This is a genomic window from Bacillus sp. JK62 (genome assembly GCF_053663455.1).
The window spans coordinates 617,040-639,946 of sequence record NZ_JBSJQA010000002.1 but is presented as its reverse complement, the minus strand read 5'-3'; the positions used below and the strand labels follow the sequence as shown (position 1 = coordinate 639,946).

Sequence of the window (22,907 nt, the reverse complement as noted above, 5' to 3'; positions counted from 1 at the left end):
TAAAGATTGCGTGGTGCAGGATATGCCTGTCGGGCCTTATTTCAAGATCGGTTATGCCGTTCTTCTGTTATTTCTCATCATTTATCTCGGAACATTAATAGACTTTTTGTTCCAGCCTGTTGTGATTACGGTTAAAACCTTGTTTCCGCCCATTGTATTATCGGGCGTCCTTTACTATTTGTGCCGCCCGCTCGTCAGACTGCTGCATGCGAAATTAAAGCTGCCCCAAGGAATCGCGATTTTAGCGATTTATGCGGGAGCAGCCGGCCTTTTTGTCCTCTTCCTGTATACGGCGGGCCCTGCCGTTCAAAAACAGTTTACAGCCTTCACAGATCATATTCCAGAGCTTTCCGCAAAAGCTGAAAATTGGATCGGACACCTTCAGGACAGCAAATGGTTTTCCAGGCTTCAGCATGGGGATTCCTTTAAAAAATTAGCGGACAAAGCCGCAAATTATTCCGGTTCAATCGCTGATTCTCTCAGCAGTCTGGCCGGTACGGCTGCCAATGCCGCCATCACCGCAGCCATTATTCCGTTTGCGCTGTATTACATGTTAAAAGAAGGAAATAAAGCCCCCCGGCGACTGCTGCGGCTTCTTCCGGAAAAACATCAAAAAGAAGGAAAACAAATCCTTCGGGACATGGATGAAGCTCTCAGTTCATACATACAAGGACAGCTGCTCGTCAGTTTCTGTGTCGGCGTTCTCGTCACAATCGGCTATTTTATCATCGGGCTCGATTATCCGCTCGTTCTGGGCGCGTTCGCCATGGTGACAAATCTGATTCCGTTTATCGGGCCTTGGATCGGCACATTTCCCGGAGTCATTGTCGGATTGTTTGATTCACCGACCGAGGCGGTGCTGGTGATTACGGTCGTCGTCATTGTCCAGCAGCTTGAAAGCCAGCTGATTTCCCCGCAAATTATGGGACGGAAGCTGGACATTCACCCGCTGACCATTATTTTTCTTCTGCTTGCCGCCGGCAAATTCTCAGGAATTGCCGGGATGCTGCTGGCCATTCCGGGATATGCGGCCGCAAAAGTGGTCATAAGCCACATGCAGAAACTATTCATTCTCAGAAAAACACAAAGCTAAGAGAGAAATGATTCATCCCCCATGTCTTCACATCGGTTAAAATGAAAAAACGGCGGGCTGAAGAAGCCCGCCGCACACGGAGGTAAAAAAGATGAACATCGGTGATGTCATTTTTCAATTGATCTCATTTATTGCAGCCGCATTTTTCCTGTTTGCCGTGATATACGTATTCAGGAGCTTGAAGCAGCGCCGCATACAATTGGACAGAATCGAAAAGAAACTCGACGCGCTGCGCGAAGAAAAAAACGAGAAGTTATAGTTCATTCAGAGGCAGGCGCAGCCAGCTCCACCTTTATCCGATCCGGATCCTCCGTGTATACGGCGTAATGCGTGCTTCCGCCTGCATATGGATGGCGGTCCCTGTAAAGCACGGGGCATCCTCTGGCAAGCAGCTTTTCCGTCATCTCGTCAACCTGCTCTCTTGATGCAGCATGAAAAGCCAGATGGTTCAGCCCGACCCGGCATCTGTGGTACTCCGGTGTTAAAAAACGCTCCTCTGTCTGTACAAGCACAACATAAAATCCTGCGTTTTTCCAGCTGATGCCGGAGTCCCAATTTTGAAACTCCCTATAACCGAGCTCACCTAAAAACCATCCCCAAAACCGGGCGGAGGCTTTCAAGTCAGATACATACAATTCAATATGATGCATCATAATATTCGCTTCCTCCTCATATCACACCCGCCTTACCAGCACCTCTTCAACTTTATGGCCGTCACCTTTTCTCAAAATCAAATCCGATCTGAATTTTGTCGGCAGGATATTTTCATACAGATTCGGACGGTTGACGCTCTCCCAAATGGAGGCGGCCATGGTATCCGCTTCTGCATCAGACAAATCCTTAAATTTATGAAAATAAGAAGCCGGATCCTGAAAAGCGGTTTCTCTTAAGAGGCGGAAACGCTCCAAATACCACGTGAAAATCCGGCTTTCTTCGGCATCCACATAGATCGAAAAATCAAAGAAATCGGATACAAAAATCCGCGGATCTTCCCTGTCGTCCTCTAAGGTCGGCGACTGCAGGACATTGATTCCTTCGATAATAACGATATCCGCACCTTCGACAACCTCGACGGCGCCCTCTTCCCTGTCATAGGTAAGGTGGGAGTATAGCGGTGCCTCCACTCTCTCTTTCCCTGACTTTATATCGTTCAGAAACTCAAGCAGCGCTTTCACGTCGTAACTTTCCGGGAATCCCTTTCTGGACAGAAGGTTTTTCCTTTTTAATTCCGCCGTCGGATATAAGAAACCGTCGGTTGTCACCAGGCTCACCTTCGGCCTGTCCGGCAGACGGGAAAGAAGCTTTTGCAAAATTCTCGCCGTCGTGCTTTTGCCGACGGCGACGCTGCCCGCGATTCCGATGATAAACGGGATTTTCGCTGAATGCGGATGTTTCAGAAACACGTTGACATGCTGATTCCGTCTTGCGGCAGACGTGACATGAAGATGGAGCAGTCGCACAAGCGGAATATAAATCGTTTCTACTTCTTCCACCGATAGGTAGTCATTCAGCCCCTCTACGGCCTTGGCTTCTTCCTCTGAAACGGCAATGGAAAGATGGCCGCCGAATCCGGCCCACGACTCGCGGCTGTGCTGCGTATACAATGTATGTAAGTTCAATTCTTTACTTTTCACAATTCACACCAATCTCTCTGTATGGCTTTCCGATTAAAAAACAAACGCTTACAAAGATTGTAACGGAAAACCGCCTCACTGTCTGCCCATTTTTTTCACAAATGAGGAACCGATCCGGCTGTACTCTTCCATTTCCTCCTTGGGAACCATGCTTCCGCCGGTGCTCCACACAAGGTGCACGGCATTTTCCATCTCAAGCCCCCGCTCTTTTATATAACGGTTACCGGCTTCGGTCTGAACGAACTTGACGGCTCCGGCCATACCGGCGAGTGCAGAGGGTTCAAGGCTCTTATTCTCGGCCGCTCTTAATTGATAAAGCAGCGAAAAAAGCGTGCCGTCATCAGCGGTATAACAGCCGCTGAGTATAGGCTCCATCAGAGGGCCGGCCAGTCCGGACGGCCTTCCTACCGCAAGTCCGTCGGCGGCTGTTTGATTATCAAGGCCGATATCCTGCACGCTGATTCCGTCATGCAAGCCGGAAAACAGTCCTAACAGCATACACGGTGAATGCGTCGGCTCACCGAAAAAAATATGGACATGCTCGCCATAGATCAGCTTTAGCGCAAGCGCGACGCCGCCCGGGCCTCCTCCGACCCCGCACGGCAAATAAACGAAAAGCGGTTCATCTGCACCAGGCTTTATGTTCATTTGATTGAGCTGCTTTTTCACACGGCTTCCCGCAACGGCATACCCCAAAAGCAGATCCCGGGAATGCTCATCATCAATAAAATAACAATAAGGGTCCTGCTTCGCCTGCATGCGCCCCTCTTTGACAGCCAGACTGTAGTCTGCTTCATATTCGATGACGCGAACCCCCTTTTCCCGGAGCAGCTCCTTTTTCCACTGCTTTGCGTCACTGGACATATGAACTGTCACACAAAAGCCGAGCTTCGCGCCGATTATGCCGATACTCAGACCTAAATTGCCCGTAGAACCGACGGCTATAGAGTATTTTGAGAAAAAAGCGGTAAACCGTTCCTCAGTCAATATGCTGTAATCATCGTCTGTTGAGAGCATTCCCGCTTTTACCGCGAGGTCTTCGGCATGCTTCAGCACTTCGTAAATCCCGCCGCGCGCTTTAATGGAACCGGAAATCGGAAGTTCGTCGTCGCATTTCAAAAGCAGACGCCCGGGGAAAGCCTGAGCGGCGCTTTGTTCCAGACGCTTTTTCATTTCATTGATGAAGACAAGCGGAGACTCAATGAGGCCTCCCGCCGCTTCCGTCTCCGGAAAAGCCGACGCGATATAAGGCGCAAACCGGCGCAGCCTTTCTTCCGCTTCGGCAATCTCCTTTTTCCATTCAGCGCCATTCTTTACTGGATCATCGGTTTTATGCGGGTTGATCCAAAATACTTCACACGCCTCCGCCATTTGCCTGACTAAAGGCTCTGCCATCAATGCCTTGTGTATATCCCGGTCGGACATTCCTTTCTCCCCCTTGTTACTTTTTCTTTAATGCGCGGCCGGCCAGTTTTTCTGTAAACGAAGGGAAAAGCTGATACAGCTTCGTCCCGAGACTCATCCATCGCGGAAGATTCATTTCCCGTTTATCCGTCAGAATTACGGATGTAATACGCTCTGCCACACGGTCGGCATCAAGCATCCATCTGCCGACGCTTTTCACATAACCGCCCTCTTTATCTGCAATTGTAAAGAAGTCTGTTTTGATCGGACCGGGATTAACCGTTGTCACAGCTACACCCGTACCGGCCAGCTCAAGCCGCAGCGCATTGGAATACCCTAAAACGGCGTGTTTCGTTGCGGAATAAAGGCTTGATTTCGGCGTCGCCAATTTGCCGGCCTGTGAGGCGATATTGATAATATGGCCGCTTTTCGCATGAAGCATCACCGGAAGACAGGCCTTCGTACAGGCGATTAATCCGAAGACGTTGACTTCAAACATTGCCTTCATATCATCCAAAGATGAATCAGCGGCCGTTTCAAAAATGCCGAAGCCGGCGTTGTTGATTAATACGTCAACATGACCGATCAAACGCCTTACGTTTTCAGCCTCTTCTGCATGCCGGACGTCAAACGGAATGACATCACACTGTCCGCCGCGCGCGGTAATCGTTTTTTTCACTTCCTGCAAGCGGTCCTCCCGCCTGGCGGATAAAAAAACATGAGCCCCTTCTGCCGCGCAGGAATATGCAAGCCGTTCTCCGAGTCCGCCGGATGCTCCGGTGATCCAAATCCGCTTATCCGTTAATCTGCCCATTTCCTTCACCCCTTCACAGCTTTAAACATCAGAGTGCTTCCCGACTGAAAGGATTCGGCCTTCCCTTTTGCAGCCAGTACGTCAAGATGGCCGATCGTTTCTGACATCGTTAAAAACAATTCATTTTCATACACAGCCGGAAACAGCCGCCGGCATACCTGGAAAGCCGTCAGCGTTTCCTCTGACAACAGGCGCAGCACATATTCCGACCGGTTTCTCTGTTTTTCAAGCCGCCTGTCAAAAGCAGGCTTTACGTCTGTCAGCAGATCGCCGTGTCCCGGATATAAAAAGGACGGGTTTACGTCATACAGCCGCTTCATTGAGTTCAAGTAGTCGAGCATCGGGGCCGCGCGCACGCCCCCCTTTTCCGGAGCTTCCAGAATCGGATTGGTGGAGCTGTTGGACAAAAGCAGATCGCCGCTGAACATTTCACCGCTTTTTTCATGGTAGAGCGCAATGTGAGAAGCGGCATGACCCGGGATTTCGAGCACCGTCCAGCCGTTAAGCCCGTCGATTTTTCCGCCTTCTCCCACTGTTTTCGTTAACGGACGGTTTGCTGAAAATAAGTATGACAGCTTAACTGTTTTATGTATGTCTTCAGGCGTCAGGGGAACGCCCATTTCAGTCATAAGCGACAGAAAAAAGTCCTCCTGCCGGGCGATATACGACTGATCCTGAGTAATGTACCTGTCATTCAGCGGATGCCCGATCACTTCCGTATCCTCGGAAAAAAGGTGCAGCAGACCTGAATGATCTGCGTGATGATGAGTGAGCACCACCTGTTCTATATCCGCCGCAGAAACGCCGTGTTCCTTAAGCTGAAATGAGAGCGATTCAGCCGCTTCCTTTGTATTCGGTCCGCAGTCAATAAGGGTTAAGGCTTCATCTTTTATTAAATAAACGATAACGTCGCCGACTGCAAACGGAGTCGGCACACGTATCGGAATGATCTTTCTCGCTGCCATGTTTACGCTCCTTCGTTCTTTTCATTCCTGAATAATCATATTTTAGCGTTTTCTTTTCACTGTGTCATTATTGCCGCATATCGGAAAAAAAGATTGACATCCCGCTCTTTCGCATAGCATAATGAACAACAAACTAGAAAACACGGAACGCGATGACGAGGAACTAGTATATAAACAACGGCAGCAGAGAGCAATGTCCCCGGCTGAAAGACATTGCGGCCCTCTTGTTTACAGAACCTGCCCTCAGAGCGGTTAGGAAAACCTAAACGTATCCCCTCGTTACGGGATTTGAGCTGAGCACGGCTGATTCGTGCTAATGTAAGGTGGTACCGCGAAACCTTTTCGTCCTTTTTGACGGGAAGGTTTTTTTGTGTTTTAGAAGAAGGAGGATTTATATGAAGAAAATCGGTTTTATCGGGGCCGGATCAATGGCGGAAGCAATGGTGAACGGACTGCTGCAAAGCGGAATGACAGCCCCCGGACATATATATATGACAAACCGGTCAAATGACAGCCGGCTTGAAGAGCTCCAAAAAACGTACGGAGTGAAACCGTGCCGGGATAAAGAAGAGTTTTTCAGCAATACCGACATTATTGTTCTCGCCTTTAAACCGAAAGATGCGGCAGAAAGCATTGAGAACATTCGCGAATACGTGAAAGATCAGCTTGTGATTTCTGTCATCGCGGGGCTGACGATTCACACGATTCAGCAATATTTCGGCAGAAAACTCACCATCATCCGGGCGATGCCGAATACATCCGCGGCGATTCAGCAATCGGCGACCGGTTTTTCCGCAAGCTCCGAGGCGAGTGAAGCTGAAATCCGGACGGCAAAAGAGCTTCTGGAAACAATCGGAGAAGCGACGCTCTTTGAAGAAAAACACCTTGATGCCGTCACAGCCATTGCCGGAAGCGGTCCCGCCTATGTGTACCGGTATGTCGAAGCGATGGAAAAGGCCGCCCTTCAAGCCGGCCTGCCGGAAGAAACGGCAAAAGAGCTGATTTTACAAACCATGACCGGGGCGACGGAAATGCTCAGAACAAGCAGCAAACGGCCTGAACGCCTGCGCAAGGAAATCACAAGCCCCGGCGGCACGACTGAAGCAGGCCTTCGCGCATTAGACGAGCGCCGCTTCGAAGAAGCCATCATGCACTGCATCGCAGAAACCGCAGCCCGGAGCGCCGAAATTAAAGAACAATTCGCAGGCTCCGTTCTGCAAAAGACAGACCAGTCATAAAGCATGGGGCATCCCATGCTTTTTTCATTCTGTTTAACTGCCGTATAAACGGCTGATTCTCTCTTTTACTTCAGGAAGATGGAATGTGGCTTCGTGCATGTTCACCTCTTCCTCAACCGCTTTTGTCAGCTCTCTTTTGATGCGTGCGGTCACATTGGTTTTCAGCGCAACCAGTGAGGCTCTCGGTTTATCCGCCAGCAGTCGGGCCAATTCGCGGCCTCTTTGAAGGACGTCTTTTTTCGGCAGCACTTCAAACGGAACACCCCGTTTTTCCAGAGCGGCACCGCTGAAGTTCGCGGCCGTAAACAGCATTTCTTCCCCGAGGACAATTCCCAGTTTTTCAGGCACAATATACGTCGCGCCCATTCCCGGTGTAAATCCGTACTTCATATAATTACAAGAATAAAAACTCTCTCTGCTTAAAATGACGAAATCCGAGCTCAGACCGATCGTAAAGCCGGCTCCGATCGCATGCCCCTGCATGACGGAAATCACAGGGATCCTGCAATCCAATAAAAGACTGTGAAGCTTTAAATCTGTAAATTGAAGCTTTCCGCTCTGAATGGTCAAAAGCCCCTCCTGCGTTCCTCCCGTGCAGAAATAATTTCCGTAACCCGTCAGAAGAACGGTTTTATAGGACGGATGGGCATTGATGTCTTGGAATACCCGGTGCAGCTCTCTTACAAACTCTTCTGACAGCCCGTTTTTCCCGGCCGTATCCTGCATTGTGACCTGCACAATGCCCGGTTCTGTTTCCTGTACATCAATCATTGGATTCATGTTTATTCTCCGTTTCTTTAAAAATACTTAAGCCTTTCCGGCTCTTATACTAGGTCGTCCATTCATACTTTCTGTGAAACTCTTTTATTTCAGTCAGCACTAATCGCGTTTTTCCTTGATGCGCATTCGGGATGTCTGCTGCGGGCGCGGCATTTCTTGTGCCGAATTTTACGATGCCGCTGTCTTGGAGCAGCCGGTCATAATCAGCCATCGATAAACGGACGCGTTCATCCAAATGCCGGCTGATCTGAAATTGATTCTGCCGGGCACGGCTTTGCGGCATAACGACACCGCTGTAAAATTCAGAGCAGCAGCCCGAACCGTATGAAAAACAGCCGACGCGTTTCGGCGTTTCAAAAGAGCCGTTATCAATCGTGCTGGCAAGAGATAAAAATACGGTGGCCCCCATGATGTTGCCGACGCGCTGACAGTATTGAATCCCAGGCAGCACGCGTTGCTGAAAATCCGCTTCAATGTCTTGCGGCTTAGCCTTTGCCAATTTTCTCATCATCGTCCGATGCGCTCCTTTTACCATTCCGCCAAACGGAGTATGAAAAGAAAGGTATTGAAATGTATTCTTATAATCCGCCCCGCTCACACGCTTTCGGTATTCCTGAAATGAATGTTCACAGCAATCCAAATAAGACATGAGCGACAGATCAGCATCCCCCGCTTCACTATCCGGAATCGGGCGGCAGGTATCCATGACTTCATACCCGTAATACCCGCTTGCGCCTTGATCAAGCAAAAAGACATGAGGGGTGCTGCTGACTAAAAGCGCGACAGCTCCCGCCCCCGCACTCGGTTCGGCATAGGACCATTCCTCCGTCAACGCGTCACCGCCTTCAGCCACTAAAAAGCGGGAAATATCCGTTCCGATGATGAGCGCTTTCGCTCCCGGCGATGTTTGCGACAAGATGAAATTCACGCCCATTTGGAACCCGGCCGTTAAGGAATAGCAAGCCTGTTTCACCTCAAATAACCGGCAATTCCGCTTCAGCTGCAAATAATCATGGACATATGTACTGATGGATTTGCCAAAATCAATCCCGGATTCCGTACAGGTGATCACCATTTCAATCTGATTCCGTTCCTCTTCTGAAAGAGAATCGATAATCGGTTTTGCGGCATTTACGGCGAACGTAATCGGATCTTCAAACGGAAGCGCCACCACTTTTTCTTTCATCAGCAGGTTCTCAAACCTTTTTTTATCCAGGTTCCGATGTTCCGCAAGCTCCATGACGTCTACATACGCGGTTCCGCCAAACACGTTCATTGCTTCGATTCCTACATTCATTTCTCCAAGCCCCCAGAGTAAAGAGGCTTCCCGTGAAGCCTCTTTTATTTTTTCGTTCAAAACTCAACAAGCAGCCGGTCAACGCCGTGAAATACAGGGCTCGGAACCAGATTCGGCTCTTGATCCTCAGTAAAACGCCATGCGGGCACCTGTTCAAAAAAGTGGGAAAGCGCGATTTTCGCTTCAAGCCGGGCCAGCGGCGCTCCTAAGCAATAATGGCTGCCCTGACCGAATGACAGATGCTGATTCGGCTTTCGTCCCAAGTCAATCTGATCGGCATTATCAAACTTCTTTTCATCTCTGTTCGCCGATCCAATCCACGCATATACTTTTTCTCCGGCCGGAATCGTTTTTCCGCCAATCTCGCTCTCAACCGCGGTGTAGCGGGTTACCCGCTGAATGGAAGGTCTGAGGCGGATGACTTCCTCAATAAAGTCAGGAAGGAGCGCCTTATTTTCAAGCAGCCGGGGCAGAATATGCGGGAACTCCTTGAGACTGAGAAATGAATTTCCGATCACATTTTCCGTCGTTACGTGCCCCGCGACGATCAACAAGCCGCAAAAACCGATTAATTGCTTGTCTGACAGCGGCTCTCCGTCTAAATCAGCTGCAATTAAATGGCTGATTAAATCATTTTGCGGCTGTTTTCTCCGCTGTAAAATAAACTGCATGAAGTATCCGATCATCTGCTTTTGCACTTCATTCATTTTCTTTTCATCTTTTACATTCTGGCTTTGGTCGACCCAGCTTTTAAAGATATCCCTGTCTTTCGGAGGAAATCCTAAAAGCTCTGCGATCACGATAATCGGAAGCGGAAATGCGTAATCTTCAATAATGTCCATCCTGCCTTTTGAACGGACGGCCTGAAGCAGGTCATCAGCGATAGCGGCTATACGCGGTGCAAGAGACTCAACCGATTTCGGCATGAACGGCTGATTGACCAATTTTCTGAAGACGGTGTGTTCAGGCGGGTCCATTTTCAAAAGGCTGTCTTTGTTAATATGCCGGATCATTTTTTCCTGCTTGTCCGCACTTAAGTATTTATGATCGGAAGAAAAATGACTGTAGTCAGAAATCACCCGCTTCACTTCATCATAGGTGAAGATTTCCCAGCAATCTTCCTTTTCATTGTAATGAACGGGAGAGGTTTCTCTCATCGTTTGGTACCACTTGTACGGCTGCTGCTGTCTGATTTTTGTTAAACTGGTCATTTTCATTCCTCCAAGATGTATTCAAGATTTGAAATGACCCGCCAAAGCTTACGAGTAAACCCGGCGGGCGGATATGTGAATTTACGGTCTTGTTTTGGCGGGCTGCTTCAGCATCTCACCATGCACGTTCAGTATCTTTTCCTGCAGCTGCAGAAAGCTGTGTTCTGTCATTCCGTCTGCCGAATATAAAACGCCGCAAAATTCAGAAATCGTTTCAGCTGCGCTGTCTTCAGCCAATAACGTCATATGGTTGGATACCGCCACATCCATGATGGCGATGTTTGTCATATGCTCTTGCCACTGGCTCCAGTAGTTGACGAAATCAGCGGATAAAATATCGGCCCTGATCGTAAAATACGGATCAAGCTCACCCAAGAAAATACCGTTTTTATTTCGGAAATAATAGCATGTCACCCCGTTCGGATCCGGAAGCGGCAGGAGTTCGTAATCAGTGATTTCGTAAGCGTCCTGAACGTTTATATTCTGCCTGATCAGATTTTTCACCAACGCGTCCGTCTTCGTTAACCCCCGCTGTTTGGCTTTTGCTATTAATTGCTCTAAAAATATGTCTTCATGAAGATCGGCATCTAGTTCATCACGGTGAATCAAGGTTTCAGAAATGCGTTCCGGATGTTGATAGATCGGTGCAAATAAAGCCATGTTCACCGTCTGCAGCATCATATTTTTATCAAATAATTCATCAGGAATGTTTATTTCCCGCGCACCCGCCGAGTCAAAGGAGTCGAGCATGACGATTGACTCAACGGTTTCTCCAGCCAGCTGCAATTGCCGGGTGACTTCATAAGCGAGCATGCCCCCTAATGAATAGCCGCCTACATCGTAAGGCCCCCGGGGCTGCACGGTACGTATGAGCTTAACGTAATATTCCGCCATGTTTTTAATGCCGCGGATCGGTTCCCGGTCTGTCATCCATCCTCTTGCCTGAATTCCGTAAAAAGGACGCCCGGTCCGTTCGGCAACAGGCTGGTACAGCTCCACTGCCCCCAGCGCGGAATGAAACCAGAAAATCGGTCTTCCCTTTCCCCCCGGGTTAAGACAGATCAGTTCGGGCGGTTCTTGATCATCTGTCTCTTCTGATATATCGTTTTGTTTCGTATGTTCCTCATGTACTTCATCAGTGTCTTTTTGAACGGAACCGGTCAGATACCCGGCTAATTTTGCGATTGTCGGATATTCATAGACCAGATTTGCCGTAATAGACGCTTGATACGTTTTATTAATGGACTGAACCCATTCCACACCGATAATAGAATCCAGCCCCATGTCAATGAATGCCTCATGCTCATCAATATCTTCCGGCTTCAGAAACAGGATGTCCGCAAGGCTTTCTTTGAGCTCTTTGCGCAAAGTGCCGTCAGAGATGCCGATAAGGGGAGTTTCTGCTTCCGGGATTTGCGGACGTACCGCTGTTTCCTCCGCTTCAGCATACTCGGGTTTCGTTATTTGCCCCGCTATATATTCCGCAAGCTCCTCAAGCGTCGGGTGTTCATACACCTTATTGGCAGTAATCTCAGTGTGGTACGTGTTATTTACTGTTTGTATCCATTCAACCCCGATAATGGAGTCAAGCCCCATGTCGATGAAAGGCTCATCAGCATCAATATCTTCCGGTGACAAAAATAAAATATCTGCCAGGCTTATCCTCAATTCTTCAAGCAATGTTCTATTGTCTTCGGAAACGGCGTTTTCCGGCTGATGGACAGCAACAGTACAATCCAAAGGCTGTAACACGATCGGTTTTTGCAATGTCTCCGATTCAAACGCTGTCATTTCGATCTCAGTTAAAGGACTCAGAGAAATCAGACCTTCATGTTCAGGCTGCGGCGAAGACGGGAGAACGGTTTGCGTTTCAGACTTTTTCATGGCTTGGCCTGGTAAAGAACTGTTTACATCAGCCGCCCAATACCTTTCTTTTAAAAACGGGTAGGCAGGCAGCGGCGTTTTATAATATTGCCCTCCGTCAAAAAGCCGTGTGAAAGGAAGATCATATCCTCTGCAAAAAAGGTCAGCGATATGTGCCAGGCTTTCTCTGTACTGTGCGGGTGAAGCCGCCGAGCGGCACTGTTCAATGCATTCCATTCCGAATGTTTTCATTCCGGCTTCGTCTGCCGGCTTCTGATCCTTCAAATTGGACACAAACACACCCGGAAGCTCTCTTTTTACAAGCCACTCCGATAATACCCGCTTCAGTTCGTCCGCACTGCTTACGATACAGGCAAACCGGTGATGCAGATGCTTTCTGCCGAGCAGGAGCGTATAACTTATATTTCCCAGATCGCTGTCTTTGTTCTTGCTGAGTGAATCCAGCAGGCGTTCTGCCTGAATTTCCAGCTGACGCTCCGTCCGCGCAGATAAAGGAATGAGGCAGGCCGGTTTTGCCGGTGACCGGCGCACGGTTTGCGGCGCCTCTTCAATCACAAGATGGGCATTTGTTCCGCTGAATCCGAATGAACTGATGGCGGCTCTGCGCGGTGCATCCGAATTCCGTTCCCACGGTATCAGCTTTTCATTCACAAAAAACGGGCTGTCCGCAAATTGAATATGCTGATTGGCTTGATGAAAATGCAGGGAAGCCGGAATCTGCCGATGCTTCAGTGACAGCAGGATTTTAAACAGTCCGGCCATCCCCGCGGCCGCAGCGGCATGCCCGAGATTGGTTTTCACAGAGCCGATGGCGCAATATCCTTTTTTATCCGTATAACGGCGGAAAGCGCGCGTTAAGGCGCTGAATTCGATCGGGTCTCCCAGTGCAGTGCCCGTTCCGTGAGCTTCCACCATTTGAATGGTTTCCGGATTAATGTGAAAAGTATCATAGACATGCCGTTCCAATCTTTCTTGAGAAAGCGCGCTTGGAGCGGTTATTCCGTTTGTAGCGCCGTCCTGATTCATTGCAGAGCCTTTTATGACGCCGTACACATGATCTCCGTCACTGACGGCGTCGCTAAGACGTTTCAGCACCACGGCTCCCACGCCTTCACCCGGCACGAAGCCGTCCGCGCTTTGATCAAACGTATGGCAGCGCCCGGTCGGTGACAGCATATTCGCCTTATTTGACGACTGATAAAAAGCGGGAGTGGATTGAATGAAAACCCCGCCCGCCACCGCCATTTCGGTTTCTTTCGTCCAGAGTCCCTGACATGCCAAATGAATGGCTGTCAGCGAACTGGAACATGCTGTATCAACAGTGATCGCCGGCCCTTGTAAATTAAGGTGATAGGCGATCCTTGCCGGAGTGACGGAATTGTGATTGCCCCAAAAAGCCTGCGCGGGCCCCTGCTGTTTAAAAATAGCCTGGTAATCTCCGCCGCAGGAGCCGGCATACACGCCGCATTCCCGGCCTCTTACCGAGTCTCCCGCATATCCCGCATCTTCAAGCGCTTTCCATGATTCTTCCAAAAACAGCCTCTGCTGAGGGTCCATATAGGTCGCTTCACGTCCCGATATATGAAAGAAAACGGGATCAAAACATTCAATGTCCTCTATAAAACTGCCATACTGGCATTGGCTGTCAGAGACATCCCATCTGTCTGCTTTTTTAATCAGATCCCGTCCGGCGGCTAAGTTTTCCCAAAACTCATGGACATTCTCCGATTCAGCAAACCGCCCGCTCATCCCGATAATCGCGATCGGTTCTTTTTCAGGTAACACAGCTGCTGATTTTACTGTTTCGGCCGGATCCTTTTGTTCGGGGCGGTACGTCATTTGATACGGCTCAGAAACGCTGATGACGATTTTCCCGATATTTCCGCGGTCATCCAGACAGTGATACGCTTCTTTTATATCTTCAAAGGAAAAGATTTTTGAGATGACAGGCTGAATGACTCCCTCTTCCGCCAGCCGCTGCAGTTCCAATTGATAGTCCTTGACCTGATCCGGATTTTGAAGGGAGAGCTTCCGCAAATCCACGCTGTGAAACGATTGATTGTTATGAAGGACGGACAAGTCGACTGATTTAGCGGATTTCAGCGCAGTCATGGCAATTTCGATATATCTTCCGCCCGGCGCCAGGCAATTCATTCCTTTTTGCATGGCATCACCGGCCAGGGTATTAATGACAACATCCACCCCACGGCCGCCGGTCATTCGCATGATTTCCGTTTCAAAATCTTCTTCCAAATAGCAAATGGTATTGTGGATCCCGAGCGAATGCAGATACTCAATTTTTTTCTGTGATCCGGCCGTGGCATATATTTCCGCGCCGATATGCCGGGCCATTTGCACCGCGATCAGCCCCGTTCCTCCCGTCGCGGTCTGAATTAATATTTTTTCGCCTTTTTTAAGTCCGGCTTTCCGGAAGGCGTCTATCATTGTCACCGCCACGGTGGGAAGAGCGCATGCTTCTTCAAAGGTCAGCCGGGCCGGTTTATGATAGACTTGATGTTCTTTACATGTGATGAGATTCGCCTGAGATCCAAATTCCTCTCCCATGCCGACAATCACTTCATCACCCGGAATGACGGATGTTACATGCCTCCCTGTCTTGATCACGACGCCGCTTGCTTCAAATCCCGGAGTGAACGGATAAGGCGGCATCGTCGGATACAGCCCTCTGACACAAAGCAAGTCTCCGAAGTTTAAAGAAAAGGCGCGGACGGCTATTTGAACTTCGTCATCTTTTGTCTCGGGCACTTCACTGCGGGCAATCGTCAGATCTTCAATGCCGCCCGGACGGTCAATCACAACCCGGAATATTCCCGAGTCATCGGACTTTGCGAAAGAAGGCGGCATACGTTCTTGTTTCGGTTTCTGATAACCGTTTTCCTTTCTTTCCGTCTGCAAAGGTTTTTCATTAGGCCATTCTTCCTGAAGCGCCGGGCGGATTTTCGCTCTTTCGGTCTCCAGAGATGAGGCTATGATGGTTTCGTATTCTTCCGAGATATAACCGGTCAGCAGTTTCACATGATAGTAATCAAATAAAATCGTTGTCTGCAGTGTAAGATTCAATCGCTTATTAATCTCGTTAATCACATTGACGGCCAAAATGGAATCAATGCCGTATTCAGAGAAATTCAGTTCTTCCTGAATATCCTCTTCTTTCATTTTTAATACATCGGCAATACTTGTTTTGATGACAGAGCGGACATGGGAAGCGACCGATTCCCCATCATCCTTAACAGCTTGATGCTCCTCTGGCGCGCGGCTGCGGGAAACAGGCTGTGCGGGCTTTCGGAAAACTTCGGCCGGGGCGGCGTATGGCTTTCTGCCGTCTCTGATCCCTTGCATCCGGACGAGTCCGTCACTCTCAGCTGCGATAATCTGCTGGCCTAAATCATGAGCCGTTTCAGCAGGGAAACAAACCGCTCTGTATCCTTCCGAATGCAGCACACGCTCCCACGATTTTGGATATAGGCCGGGACTTCCCGGAATCCGAAGCTCAGCATCCTCATAGGACCACCAGCCGTCAAGCAGCCCGAAGGTTAAATGGGTAAAAACAGAACGATCGCTGATTTCGTTTATCAGAATCATTCCGTTGTATTTCAGGAGCGCTTTCAGACGGCGCAGTGTCAAACCGATATTTTTTGTGGCGTGAAGCACATTGGCGGCGATGACAATATCGTAAACACCCGTTTTGATATTTTGTGATTCGCAAGGCTCCTCCGCATTAAACAAGGCTGTTGTCAAATACGGCACATCAGGTCCGTATTCCTGTTCGGCATGCATTAAAAAAGCTTTAGAAACATCCGTATAACAATATTCCGCAATCTGTTTTGCAAATGGTTTCAGTTTTGTAAACAGCATGGCGCTCGTTCCGCCCGTCCCGGCCCCTACTTCTATCAGCCTGATACGGGCATCGGGATGTTCTGTAAGATAGGCTTTCAGGTAAGCGGCCGCGGAATCTGCTAACACTTCATTAAAATAATCCGCAACGGGATTATGCTTATAAACACCTTCAACGAGCCGCATTGATGAATCGGGAAATACGATATCCGTAGCCGGACGTTCTCCTTTTAAAATTGAAGGCATCGCTTTTATCGTCGCCTCGGCCAATTCAGCTTGCGCAAGCTCCCCCTTGGAAAGCAGGCGTTTATGGGCATTCCACTCATTCCAGACTGTGCGGCCGTCCGGGCGCTGATCCGCGAGAAGAGTGATCGTGTATCCGTCATACGCGATATATCCGTTTTCTTTTAATAGATTCAGGCTTTCTTCCAGCCATCTGCCGTATGTGCCGATCACGCCGGCGCTCCCCATGGATGCTGCAGGTGTGGTGACAGGCTCGCTGAAAAACCCGATTGACTGTAATTGGTAAAAGAGCAGTTTGCAAAGAAGGCTGTTCATATGCGCAACTCCATTTCTCGTTTTAAAGTCTCAAGCCGTTCATTCCGATCCGGATTTTGCCGCTTGACGCTTTCCATAAATGAAGGCTCCGGGCCGGATACAACCGATATTGCATCTTGATCCGTCAGTGCGGCTAAGCCGTGCGGAGCAGCTTTGATGAATGCCGCTTGGCTGAACGGTTCTGATAGTAAGACTTCCAGCGCCTCCATTGCTTCATCGGGTTCAATAGAACCGATCCCTGACGCCTCCATCCGTTTTCTGTAAGACGGGTCTGATACAACGCCCAGACTGCCCCAATATCCCCAATTCATGACTTTCACTTCACAATCAAGCAAGGAAGCGATATGGCGGGCAAAGGCGTCTTGAAATGTACATCCTGCCGCATAGTTGCTTTGCCCGGCATTTTTTGTGAAAGAATTAACGGATGAGAAAAACAGCACAAAATCAAGCGGTTCTCCCTTAAAAGCTTCGATCATTCGGACGCTCGTATTCACCTTAGCTGAAAAAGCGTTTCTGAAAGAAGCTTCATCCATATTCGCCATACTTTTGTCGGCAAGCGTTATCGCGGAATGAATGACTCCCGTTATATTGCCGTATTGCTCTCTTACGGAACGGACGGCCGCTTTAAGCGCTGCGGCATCTTGAGCATCAGCCTGTATATAATGCGGCGCGGGGCCTGATAGCGCCAGCCTGTCTATTTTGCTCTGAATCTCCTGATCCTTCGGCCGCCTGCCGATCCATATCATCCGTGCCTTGTAACGGGTGATCATGTATTTGCTCCATGCTTCTCCGATGCCGCCCGCTCCGCCGATGACAGCATAAACGCCGCCTTCTCTGTACGACATACGCGGAGCGGAACTTGTCAGCACCCGGACTGTTTTTTGCTTATGCCAAGCTCCGTTACGGTACACGGCAGCATTTCCGTCCGGATCTGGAGGAAGGCGCCAGATGTTTTTCATCTCAGACGAATCACTGCCTTCTTCTGCATCAATCAGCCTGATGTCCCAGTTCGGATATTCTTTTGCCAATGAGCCGATCAAACCGTGTACGCCTGCATGCTCAGGCTGCGGCAGATCACCCGGATACACGGACTGTGTCTGCCGGGTGACCGCTGTAAAGCTGATGTTTCGGTTTCCATACCCGAGTGACAGCAGCGCTTTGATGAAACGGAAACATTGAATCACCCCATTCTCCTGCTCATCAAGCATTTCCTGACTGACAGATGCGGGTGCGAAACGATCCGGCGCAATCCATAAGAAATGGCGGATATCTTGATACCCGGCTGTCAATTCACGTAATGTTTGCTCGCTTGAATGATCCGGCGTCTCCGCCAGATGGGCGCGGGGCCACATTTTTGCCGCGGCCTTTATGGTATTTCCCGGCTTTCCGATGATCAGCAATTGTTCCTGATCAACCGCTCGATTTTCTTCCAGGGAAAAGAAAGTTTTGTCCCAAACAGGGGCTAGCATCGCCGTCTGAACTTCCTGCCGTTTGCTTTCGGTTTGGTTTGTCTGCCGGACAGCCCGGCAGGAGAACCCTGTCAATCTCATACAAACAGCGCCGTTTTCATCACATAAATCAATATCCAGCGTCAGCGCTCCGTTATCTGACCGATCGCTCTGTTTGCGGACAAGCGCCCACATCGTTTTCTGAGTCGGCTGAAATATTTCTGCCTGCCGCAGGGAAAACGGCAGCATCGGAGTGTCTCCGGCAGTATCTGAACCGGCCCCCAGTGACGCCTGAAACGCGGCATCCAGAAGGCCAGGATGGATGACAAACTGATCGGCGGTACTGTCTGCCGTTTCCGGCAGCGACAGCCGAGCTGCAGCCCCCCTCTCTCCGATCATCAGCTGATCAATGCCTTGATGGCTCGGCCCGTATATCATACCCGCATGCCGGAAAGCCTGATAAACCTCATCAGACGTCATAACCGATTGGCTGCAGCCGGACAGCCAGCCCTCTAAATGAACAGATGGAACCGCTGCTATCTCTCCTGATACCGCGGTGCCTTTACTGTATAAAATCCGTTCTCCCCCAGGTTCTTCCGATAGACTGTAAATCGTAAATTCAATGTCTTCATTTTCCTTAAGAATAAGGCTGATATGGACTTCTACATCCGTCCCCTTATGAACAACGGGCCTCATCCATATGAGATCTTTCAAATACATTCCTTTACGTCCGTCCGGCACAGCGTATGCGGCACGCTCAACGGCCGCTCTGGCCATTTCGATCACGGCGGCTCCCGGGAGCACCTTCTGTCCATTGACTGTGTGATCAGTGAAAAAGAATTCCCGTCCGGTAAAAACAGAGGTGAATTTCAGCTCCCAAAGATCGGATGTGTTTTCATGAAGGAGCGGATGGATCACCGTTTTGCCGTCATCCCTTTTTGAAACCGCCTCGGCTTCATCTTGAATCCAGCATCTGACCTTTGCAAACGGATAGGCGGGAAGACTGATTCTCCGGGGTTTTTGTCCCGAATATAGCAAGTTCCAGTCCACATCGACTCCCTGCACCCACATTTTCAGCAAATGACCGTACTTTCTCTTTTTCAGCCATTTGACCATGGCTTCCTGCAGATCTTCATCAGATTCAAACACAGCCACTGTCTCATGGTTTCGCTTCGCCCGCCCCCTGTAAAGATGCGGTGCGTTTTCATTTCCCAAGTACGATCTGAGCTTGTCCTCCAGCTCCTTAAGGGAGCCCGCAATAAGAGCCAGCCGCTCATCCATCGCTTCCCGCCCCGCTTGTAAAGTGTACGCGACATCAAATAAGTCCGGCTTATCAATATGCTTCTTTTGAAGAAAAGCAAGAAGGCGCTCCGCATATTCTGTCAGACGCTCCCCATTTTTCGCAGACAGCAGAATGACAGCCGGCTCTTGGCTGCTGATTGCTTGTTTTACAGGAGCCTCATATTCTTCAATAATGATATGCGCGTTAGAACCGCCCGCACCAAAGCTGCTGATCCCCGCCCTGAGCGGCTGTTCTTCTCCGTCTGCTGAAATCCGTTTCCAATCTGTTAATTCACGGCAGACGGAAAACGGCCCTTCATCAAATTGGATATTCGGATTTAAAACATCAGCATGCAAGGATGGGGCGATTTGTCTGTGCTTCATCTGCAGCAGCACTTTTGTGACAGCGGCGATGCCTGCTGCCGATTCCCCATGTCCGATATTTGATTTGACAGACCCGATGAGACATGTTTCAGAAACATCACCGAATGCATCGGTTAAAGCCCGGATTTCAATCGGATCGCCTAATTTTGTCCCCGTCCCGTGCGCTTCCACATAGCTGATCCGGCCCGGAGATACCCCCGCTTCCTGTAAAGCTTGAGAAATGACTTCGCTTTGCGCCTTGGGGTTCGGTACGGTGTAACCGCTCGCTCTCCCGCCGTGATTAATGGCAGCTCCTTTAATGACGCCGTAAATCCGATCTCCGTCTTGTACGGCGTCTTCTAAACGTTTAAGAAGCAGCACCCCGACCCCTTCTGCCGGAATATAGCCGTCACCCCCGGCGCCGAAACTCCCGCAGTGTCCTTTAGATGAGATGAACTGCCCCTGGCTCAGCATGAAGTACTTGTTAGGATGAACGGTGAGATTCACTCCGCCGGCAAGCGCCGCGCGAATCCGATGATCCCGCAGATCCCGGCACGCCATGTACAATGAAGTCAGCGAACCCGAACACATCGTATCGACCGAAATGCTCGGCCCTTGAAAGTCACAAAAATAGGAGACACGGTTAGCAATGGATGAAATCCCGCCGGGGAGCCCGATATGCCGTCCTTTCACTCCCGCTTCAGCCGCGAATAGCGGGTATTCCTGATACATGACACCGGCATACACGCCTACCTGACGGCCCAGTTCAGGTGATGTCCTCGTATATCCCGCATCCTCCATGGCCATCCAAGCATGCATTAAAAACAGCCGCTCCTGGGGATCAAGGTGTTCCGCTTCCCGGGGGGAAATCTTAAAAAACTCAGGATCAAAATCGGCGATCCCGTCAATGAACCCGCCCCATTTGCTGTAGATCGCTCCCGGCGCCGTCCGGTCCTCGGAAAAGTAATGTTCCCATTTCCAGCGGTCTTTCGGAATTTCGGTAATACAATCCTTGCCTTGTTTGAGATTATCCCAAAACGCATCGATATCATCGGCCTGCGGATACTTGCCGGAAATCCCGACAACGGCAATATCCAGCGGTTTTCCTTTCGTTTCCTGACGGCTTTGATTCCCGGACGGGGCAAAAGACGCATTTTCAAGCCGATTTGGCTGAAGCACTTCTTTCACAGACGCATTTTTCAATTCCGCCAGCTGTTCCCCGGTATGACTGAGGATTGCGGCATCAAATGAGAGAAACCCGTCTTTTTTATGTTTGATTGTATTCACCACATAGACGGTATCAGACATGACAGGTCCGTAAAGCGTCAGCCTCTCAATCATGAGCGGGACGTGAATCCGCTTTTTCAGCTGCAATTCTTCTTCACCGAGCGACATATAACATGAATTCAATATAAGCGGGTCAAATGCAAAGTGATGCAGATCGCCTTTTTCTTTTTTTCCTGATAAGTCCAGCTGCAATAAAAAGGAACTCTCACTCATTTTGTATCCCGCCGTTACCGTTTTCAGCATCGGGCCTATCGTGAAGTCGGCAACCGAATCGTACAGACGGGAAATGACATCCGGCCCCACCTTTTGTGCATGCGACTTCATTTGTTCAACGTCATATGATTTTTTTATGGGTGCCTCTGTATATCTGTTTATTTCTCCTTCGGCACATGTCTTCCGGCTTTCTTTACCGGAGACAGTGCAGCTTGCGGTAAAGCGTTCGGCACTCTTTTCTGCCGCAAATGAAATGTCAATCTGCGCGGCCTCACCAGGCTCCAGCGTGACGGGCCCGCCCGTAAAGCGGATATCTTTCAGCTCGGCGGGACACGTGCCGGGACGAGACGCTCCGGAGGCTTCAAGCACCAGACACGGATACACTACACCCATCAGTGCCGGTTTGCCGAAAACCAGATGATCCTGAAGGAATGCTTCATGTTCATAGAAAGTAAATGTCTGACTGCCTGATTGTGTTTCAGAGACCGGTGCTGCATCCGCGACAAGACCGGAAGATTCATCTGTTCCTTTTGTTTTTATGTCTTCAAGCAGTTCGGATATGCTGCTGCACTCAAATAAAAGAGTCGGATTCAGACGCAGATCAAACGCCCCTTCGATGTCTTTAATAATGGCCAGAAGCTGTGACGATTCAAGACCTAATTCAAAAAACACGGTGTGCGCATCATTTCTTGTGACAGGACGGCCTACGTATGTCGAGAAAATGCGGTATAAGGTTTCTTCCATCTGCTGAACGCCTGGTATCAGCTGCCGGTCCGTCCGCACCTTTTTGGCTGTCAGGCCGAGCAGTGAAGCAATATGCACGCCGCTGGGGTTGTAAAAGTCAATATCCATTTTCACCATTTCAGAAGGCGTGCCGGACTTTTTCGAAATCACCGCGTAACAGCGCTCCGTAACGGTCTCAGCGGCAATAAACGAATCATAATAAATCGGTAAAAACAACTCGGCGCCTGCAGCTGTCTGCAATACGCCGGAGGCCATAGCGGCACCGTCCATCAGCGCGGGATGAAAGAGCGCGCCGGGGAGATTTTCCCGGCATGAATCAGACTGCCGAATATCAAGGAAACATTCCTCTTCATAAGCATAGATCTCTCCCTCCGGCTTCATCAGCCCGTCATGCGACAGTCCGCGGCTTCTCGCGTCTTCGTAAACCGTATGCAAGGAGACTGATGGAAGTGCGGCTTGTTGTTTTTTCTCCCCTGCGTCAAGACGCCTGTCTGATGAGAAGACTCCTTCATGCATCTCCGCGGATAAGAAAACCGTCCCGGAATCCGCCCCGCAAATCGAGGCAGTCCAGAACTCCTTTTCTTTACTGAATATGACACTCACATCAAGCCGCTCTGACCGCTTCACTGATAAAGGATGATAAATGGTCACCCGTTTCAGACAGATGGAACGGAATGAAAGATCAAGGCTTTGCTTTGCCAGCTGATACAGCATATCAATATAGGCCAGACCGGGCATGACAGATTCTCCGTGAACAAGATGGTTTTTCATAATGGGATGTTCTGCCGTCAGGCGCAGATTCACTGTTTTTTTCATGGTTAGTCCCCTTTTAAAAACG

Annotated in this window: 13 protein-coding genes; 3 read left to right on the top strand and 10 right to left on the bottom strand. The window is 49.6% G+C overall.

Going from position 1 to position 22,907, the window contains the following annotated elements:
- The first annotated feature begins 22 nt into the window (after window positions 1–22).
- Both ACWJJ4_RS08235 and ACWJJ4_RS08230 read left to right on the top strand, forming a co-directional pair.
- Entirely contained in the window at window positions 23–1,093 is a 1,071-nt protein-coding gene (locus tag ACWJJ4_RS08235; protein ID WP_077722553.1) for an AI-2E family transporter, read from the top strand.
- Between the two features lie 91 nt (window positions 1,094–1,184).
- Window positions 1,185–1,352 carry a DUF4083 family protein gene (locus tag ACWJJ4_RS08230; RefSeq protein WP_024085556.1) on the top strand — a complete coding sequence of 56 codons (168 nt, stop codon included), beginning with the start codon at window positions 1,185–1,187 and terminating at the stop codon, window positions 1,350–1,352.
- A gap of 1 nt (window position 1,353) precedes the next feature.
- Here the strand turns inward: ACWJJ4_RS08230 and ACWJJ4_RS08225 are convergent, their stop codons facing one another.
- The 5 genes from ACWJJ4_RS08225 to ACWJJ4_RS08205 all read right to left on the bottom strand — a co-directional run bounded on the left by ACWJJ4_RS08225 (window position 1,354) and on the right by ACWJJ4_RS08205 (window position 5,910).
- On the bottom strand, window positions 1,354–1,743 hold the full coding sequence (locus ACWJJ4_RS08225; RefSeq protein WP_025852786.1) for a VOC family protein: 390 nt from the start codon (window positions 1,741–1,743) through the stop codon (window positions 1,354–1,356).
- A 24-nt stretch (window positions 1,744–1,767) separates the two neighbouring features.
- Window positions 1,768–2,727 carry a type I pantothenate kinase gene (gene coaA / locus ACWJJ4_RS08220; protein WP_077722554.1) on the bottom strand — a complete coding sequence of 320 codons (960 nt, stop codon included), beginning with the start codon at window positions 2,725–2,727 and terminating at the stop codon, window positions 1,768–1,770.
- A gap of 75 nt (window positions 2,728–2,802) precedes the next feature.
- Window positions 2,803–4,152, bottom strand: a complete 1,350-nt coding sequence (gene dsdA, locus ACWJJ4_RS08215; RefSeq protein WP_182068944.1) for a D-serine ammonia-lyase — start codon at window positions 4,150–4,152, stop codon at window positions 2,803–2,805.
- Window positions 4,153–4,168: 16 nt separating this feature from the next.
- On the bottom strand, window positions 4,169–4,945 hold the full coding sequence (locus tag ACWJJ4_RS08210) for an SDR family NAD(P)-dependent oxidoreductase (protein ID WP_071181824.1): 777 nt from the start codon (window positions 4,943–4,945) through the stop codon (window positions 4,169–4,171).
- Window positions 4,946–4,950: 5 nt separating this feature from the next.
- Window positions 4,951–5,910, bottom strand: a complete 960-nt coding sequence (locus ACWJJ4_RS08205; protein WP_071391654.1) for an MBL fold metallo-hydrolase — start codon at window positions 5,908–5,910, stop codon at window positions 4,951–4,953.
- 395 nt (window positions 5,911–6,305) lie between these two features.
- Here ACWJJ4_RS08205 and proC point away from each other — a divergent pair, with 395 nt between their 5' ends.
- A complete protein-coding gene (gene proC, locus ACWJJ4_RS08200; RefSeq protein WP_146284396.1) occupies window positions 6,306–7,148 on the top strand; it encodes a pyrroline-5-carboxylate reductase in 843 nt (280 codons plus the stop codon).
- A gap of 33 nt (window positions 7,149–7,181) precedes the next feature.
- Here the strand turns inward: proC and ACWJJ4_RS08195 are convergent, their stop codons facing one another.
- The 5 genes from ACWJJ4_RS08195 to ACWJJ4_RS08175 form a co-directional block, all read right to left on the bottom strand.
- Window positions 7,182–7,928 carry a polyketide synthase gene (locus ACWJJ4_RS08195; RefSeq protein ID WP_016939192.1) on the bottom strand — a complete coding sequence of 249 codons (747 nt, stop codon included), beginning with the start codon at window positions 7,926–7,928 and terminating at the stop codon, window positions 7,182–7,184.
- A 49-nt stretch (window positions 7,929–7,977) separates the two neighbouring features.
- A complete protein-coding gene (locus tag ACWJJ4_RS08190; RefSeq protein WP_077722558.1) occupies window positions 7,978–9,225 on the bottom strand; it encodes a hydroxymethylglutaryl-CoA synthase family protein in 1,248 nt (415 codons plus the stop codon).
- A 56-nt stretch (window positions 9,226–9,281) separates the two neighbouring features.
- On the bottom strand, window positions 9,282–10,436 hold the full coding sequence (locus ACWJJ4_RS08185) for a cytochrome P450 (protein WP_070082070.1): 1,155 nt from the start codon (window positions 10,434–10,436) through the stop codon (window positions 9,282–9,284).
- An 81-nt stretch (window positions 10,437–10,517) separates the two neighbouring features.
- Complete coding sequence (locus ACWJJ4_RS08180; protein WP_454021569.1) at window positions 10,518–16,733, bottom strand: beta-ketoacyl synthase N-terminal-like domain-containing protein; 6,216 nt, start codon at window positions 16,731–16,733, stop codon at window positions 10,518–10,520.
- Entirely contained in the window at window positions 16,730–22,885 is a 6,156-nt protein-coding gene (locus ACWJJ4_RS08175) for an SDR family NAD(P)-dependent oxidoreductase (protein WP_454021568.1), read from the bottom strand. Before ACWJJ4_RS08175 ends, ACWJJ4_RS08180 begins: the two co-directional genes overlap by 4 nt.
- Window positions 22,886–22,907: the final 22 nt, after the last annotated feature.

Bases quoted from the DNA above. Each gene is read 5' to 3' on its own strand.
- ACWJJ4_RS08185 (WP_070082070.1), bottom strand. From the start codon at position 10,436: ATGACCAGTTTAACAAAAATCAGACAGCAGCAGCCGTACAAGTGGTAC.
- ACWJJ4_RS08210 (WP_071181824.1), bottom strand. From the start codon at position 4,945: ATGGGCAGATTAACGGATAAGCGGATTTGGATCACCGGAGCATCCGGC.
- ACWJJ4_RS08230 (WP_024085556.1), top strand. From the start codon at position 1,185: ATGAACATCGGTGATGTCATTTTTCAATTGATCTCATTTATTGCAGCC.
- ACWJJ4_RS08225 (WP_025852786.1), bottom strand. From the start codon at position 1,743: ATGCATCATATTGAATTGTATGTATCTGACTTGAAAGCCTCCGCCCGG.
- ACWJJ4_RS08190 (WP_077722558.1), bottom strand. From the start codon at position 9,225: ATGAATGTAGGAATCGAAGCAATGAACGTGTTTGGCGGAACCGCGTAT.
- dsdA (WP_182068944.1), bottom strand. From the start codon at position 4,152: ATGTCCGACCGGGATATACACAAGGCATTGATGGCAGAGCCTTTAGTC.
- ACWJJ4_RS08175 (WP_454021568.1), bottom strand. From the start codon at position 22,885: ATGAAAAAAACAGTGAATCTGCGCCTGACGGCAGAACATCCCATTATG.
- ACWJJ4_RS08195 (WP_016939192.1), bottom strand. From the start codon at position 7,928: ATGAATCCAATGATTGATGTACAGGAAACAGAACCGGGCATTGTGCAG.
- ACWJJ4_RS08180 (WP_454021569.1), bottom strand. From the start codon at position 16,733: ATGAACAGCCTTCTTTGCAAACTGCTCTTTTACCAATTACAGTCAATC.
- ACWJJ4_RS08235 (WP_077722553.1), top strand. From the start codon at position 23: ATGCCTGTCGGGCCTTATTTCAAGATCGGTTATGCCGTTCTTCTGTTA.
- proC (WP_146284396.1), top strand. From the start codon at position 6,306: ATGAAGAAAATCGGTTTTATCGGGGCCGGATCAATGGCGGAAGCAATG.
- ACWJJ4_RS08205 (WP_071391654.1), bottom strand. From the start codon at position 5,910: ATGGCAGCGAGAAAGATCATTCCGATACGTGTGCCGACTCCGTTTGCA.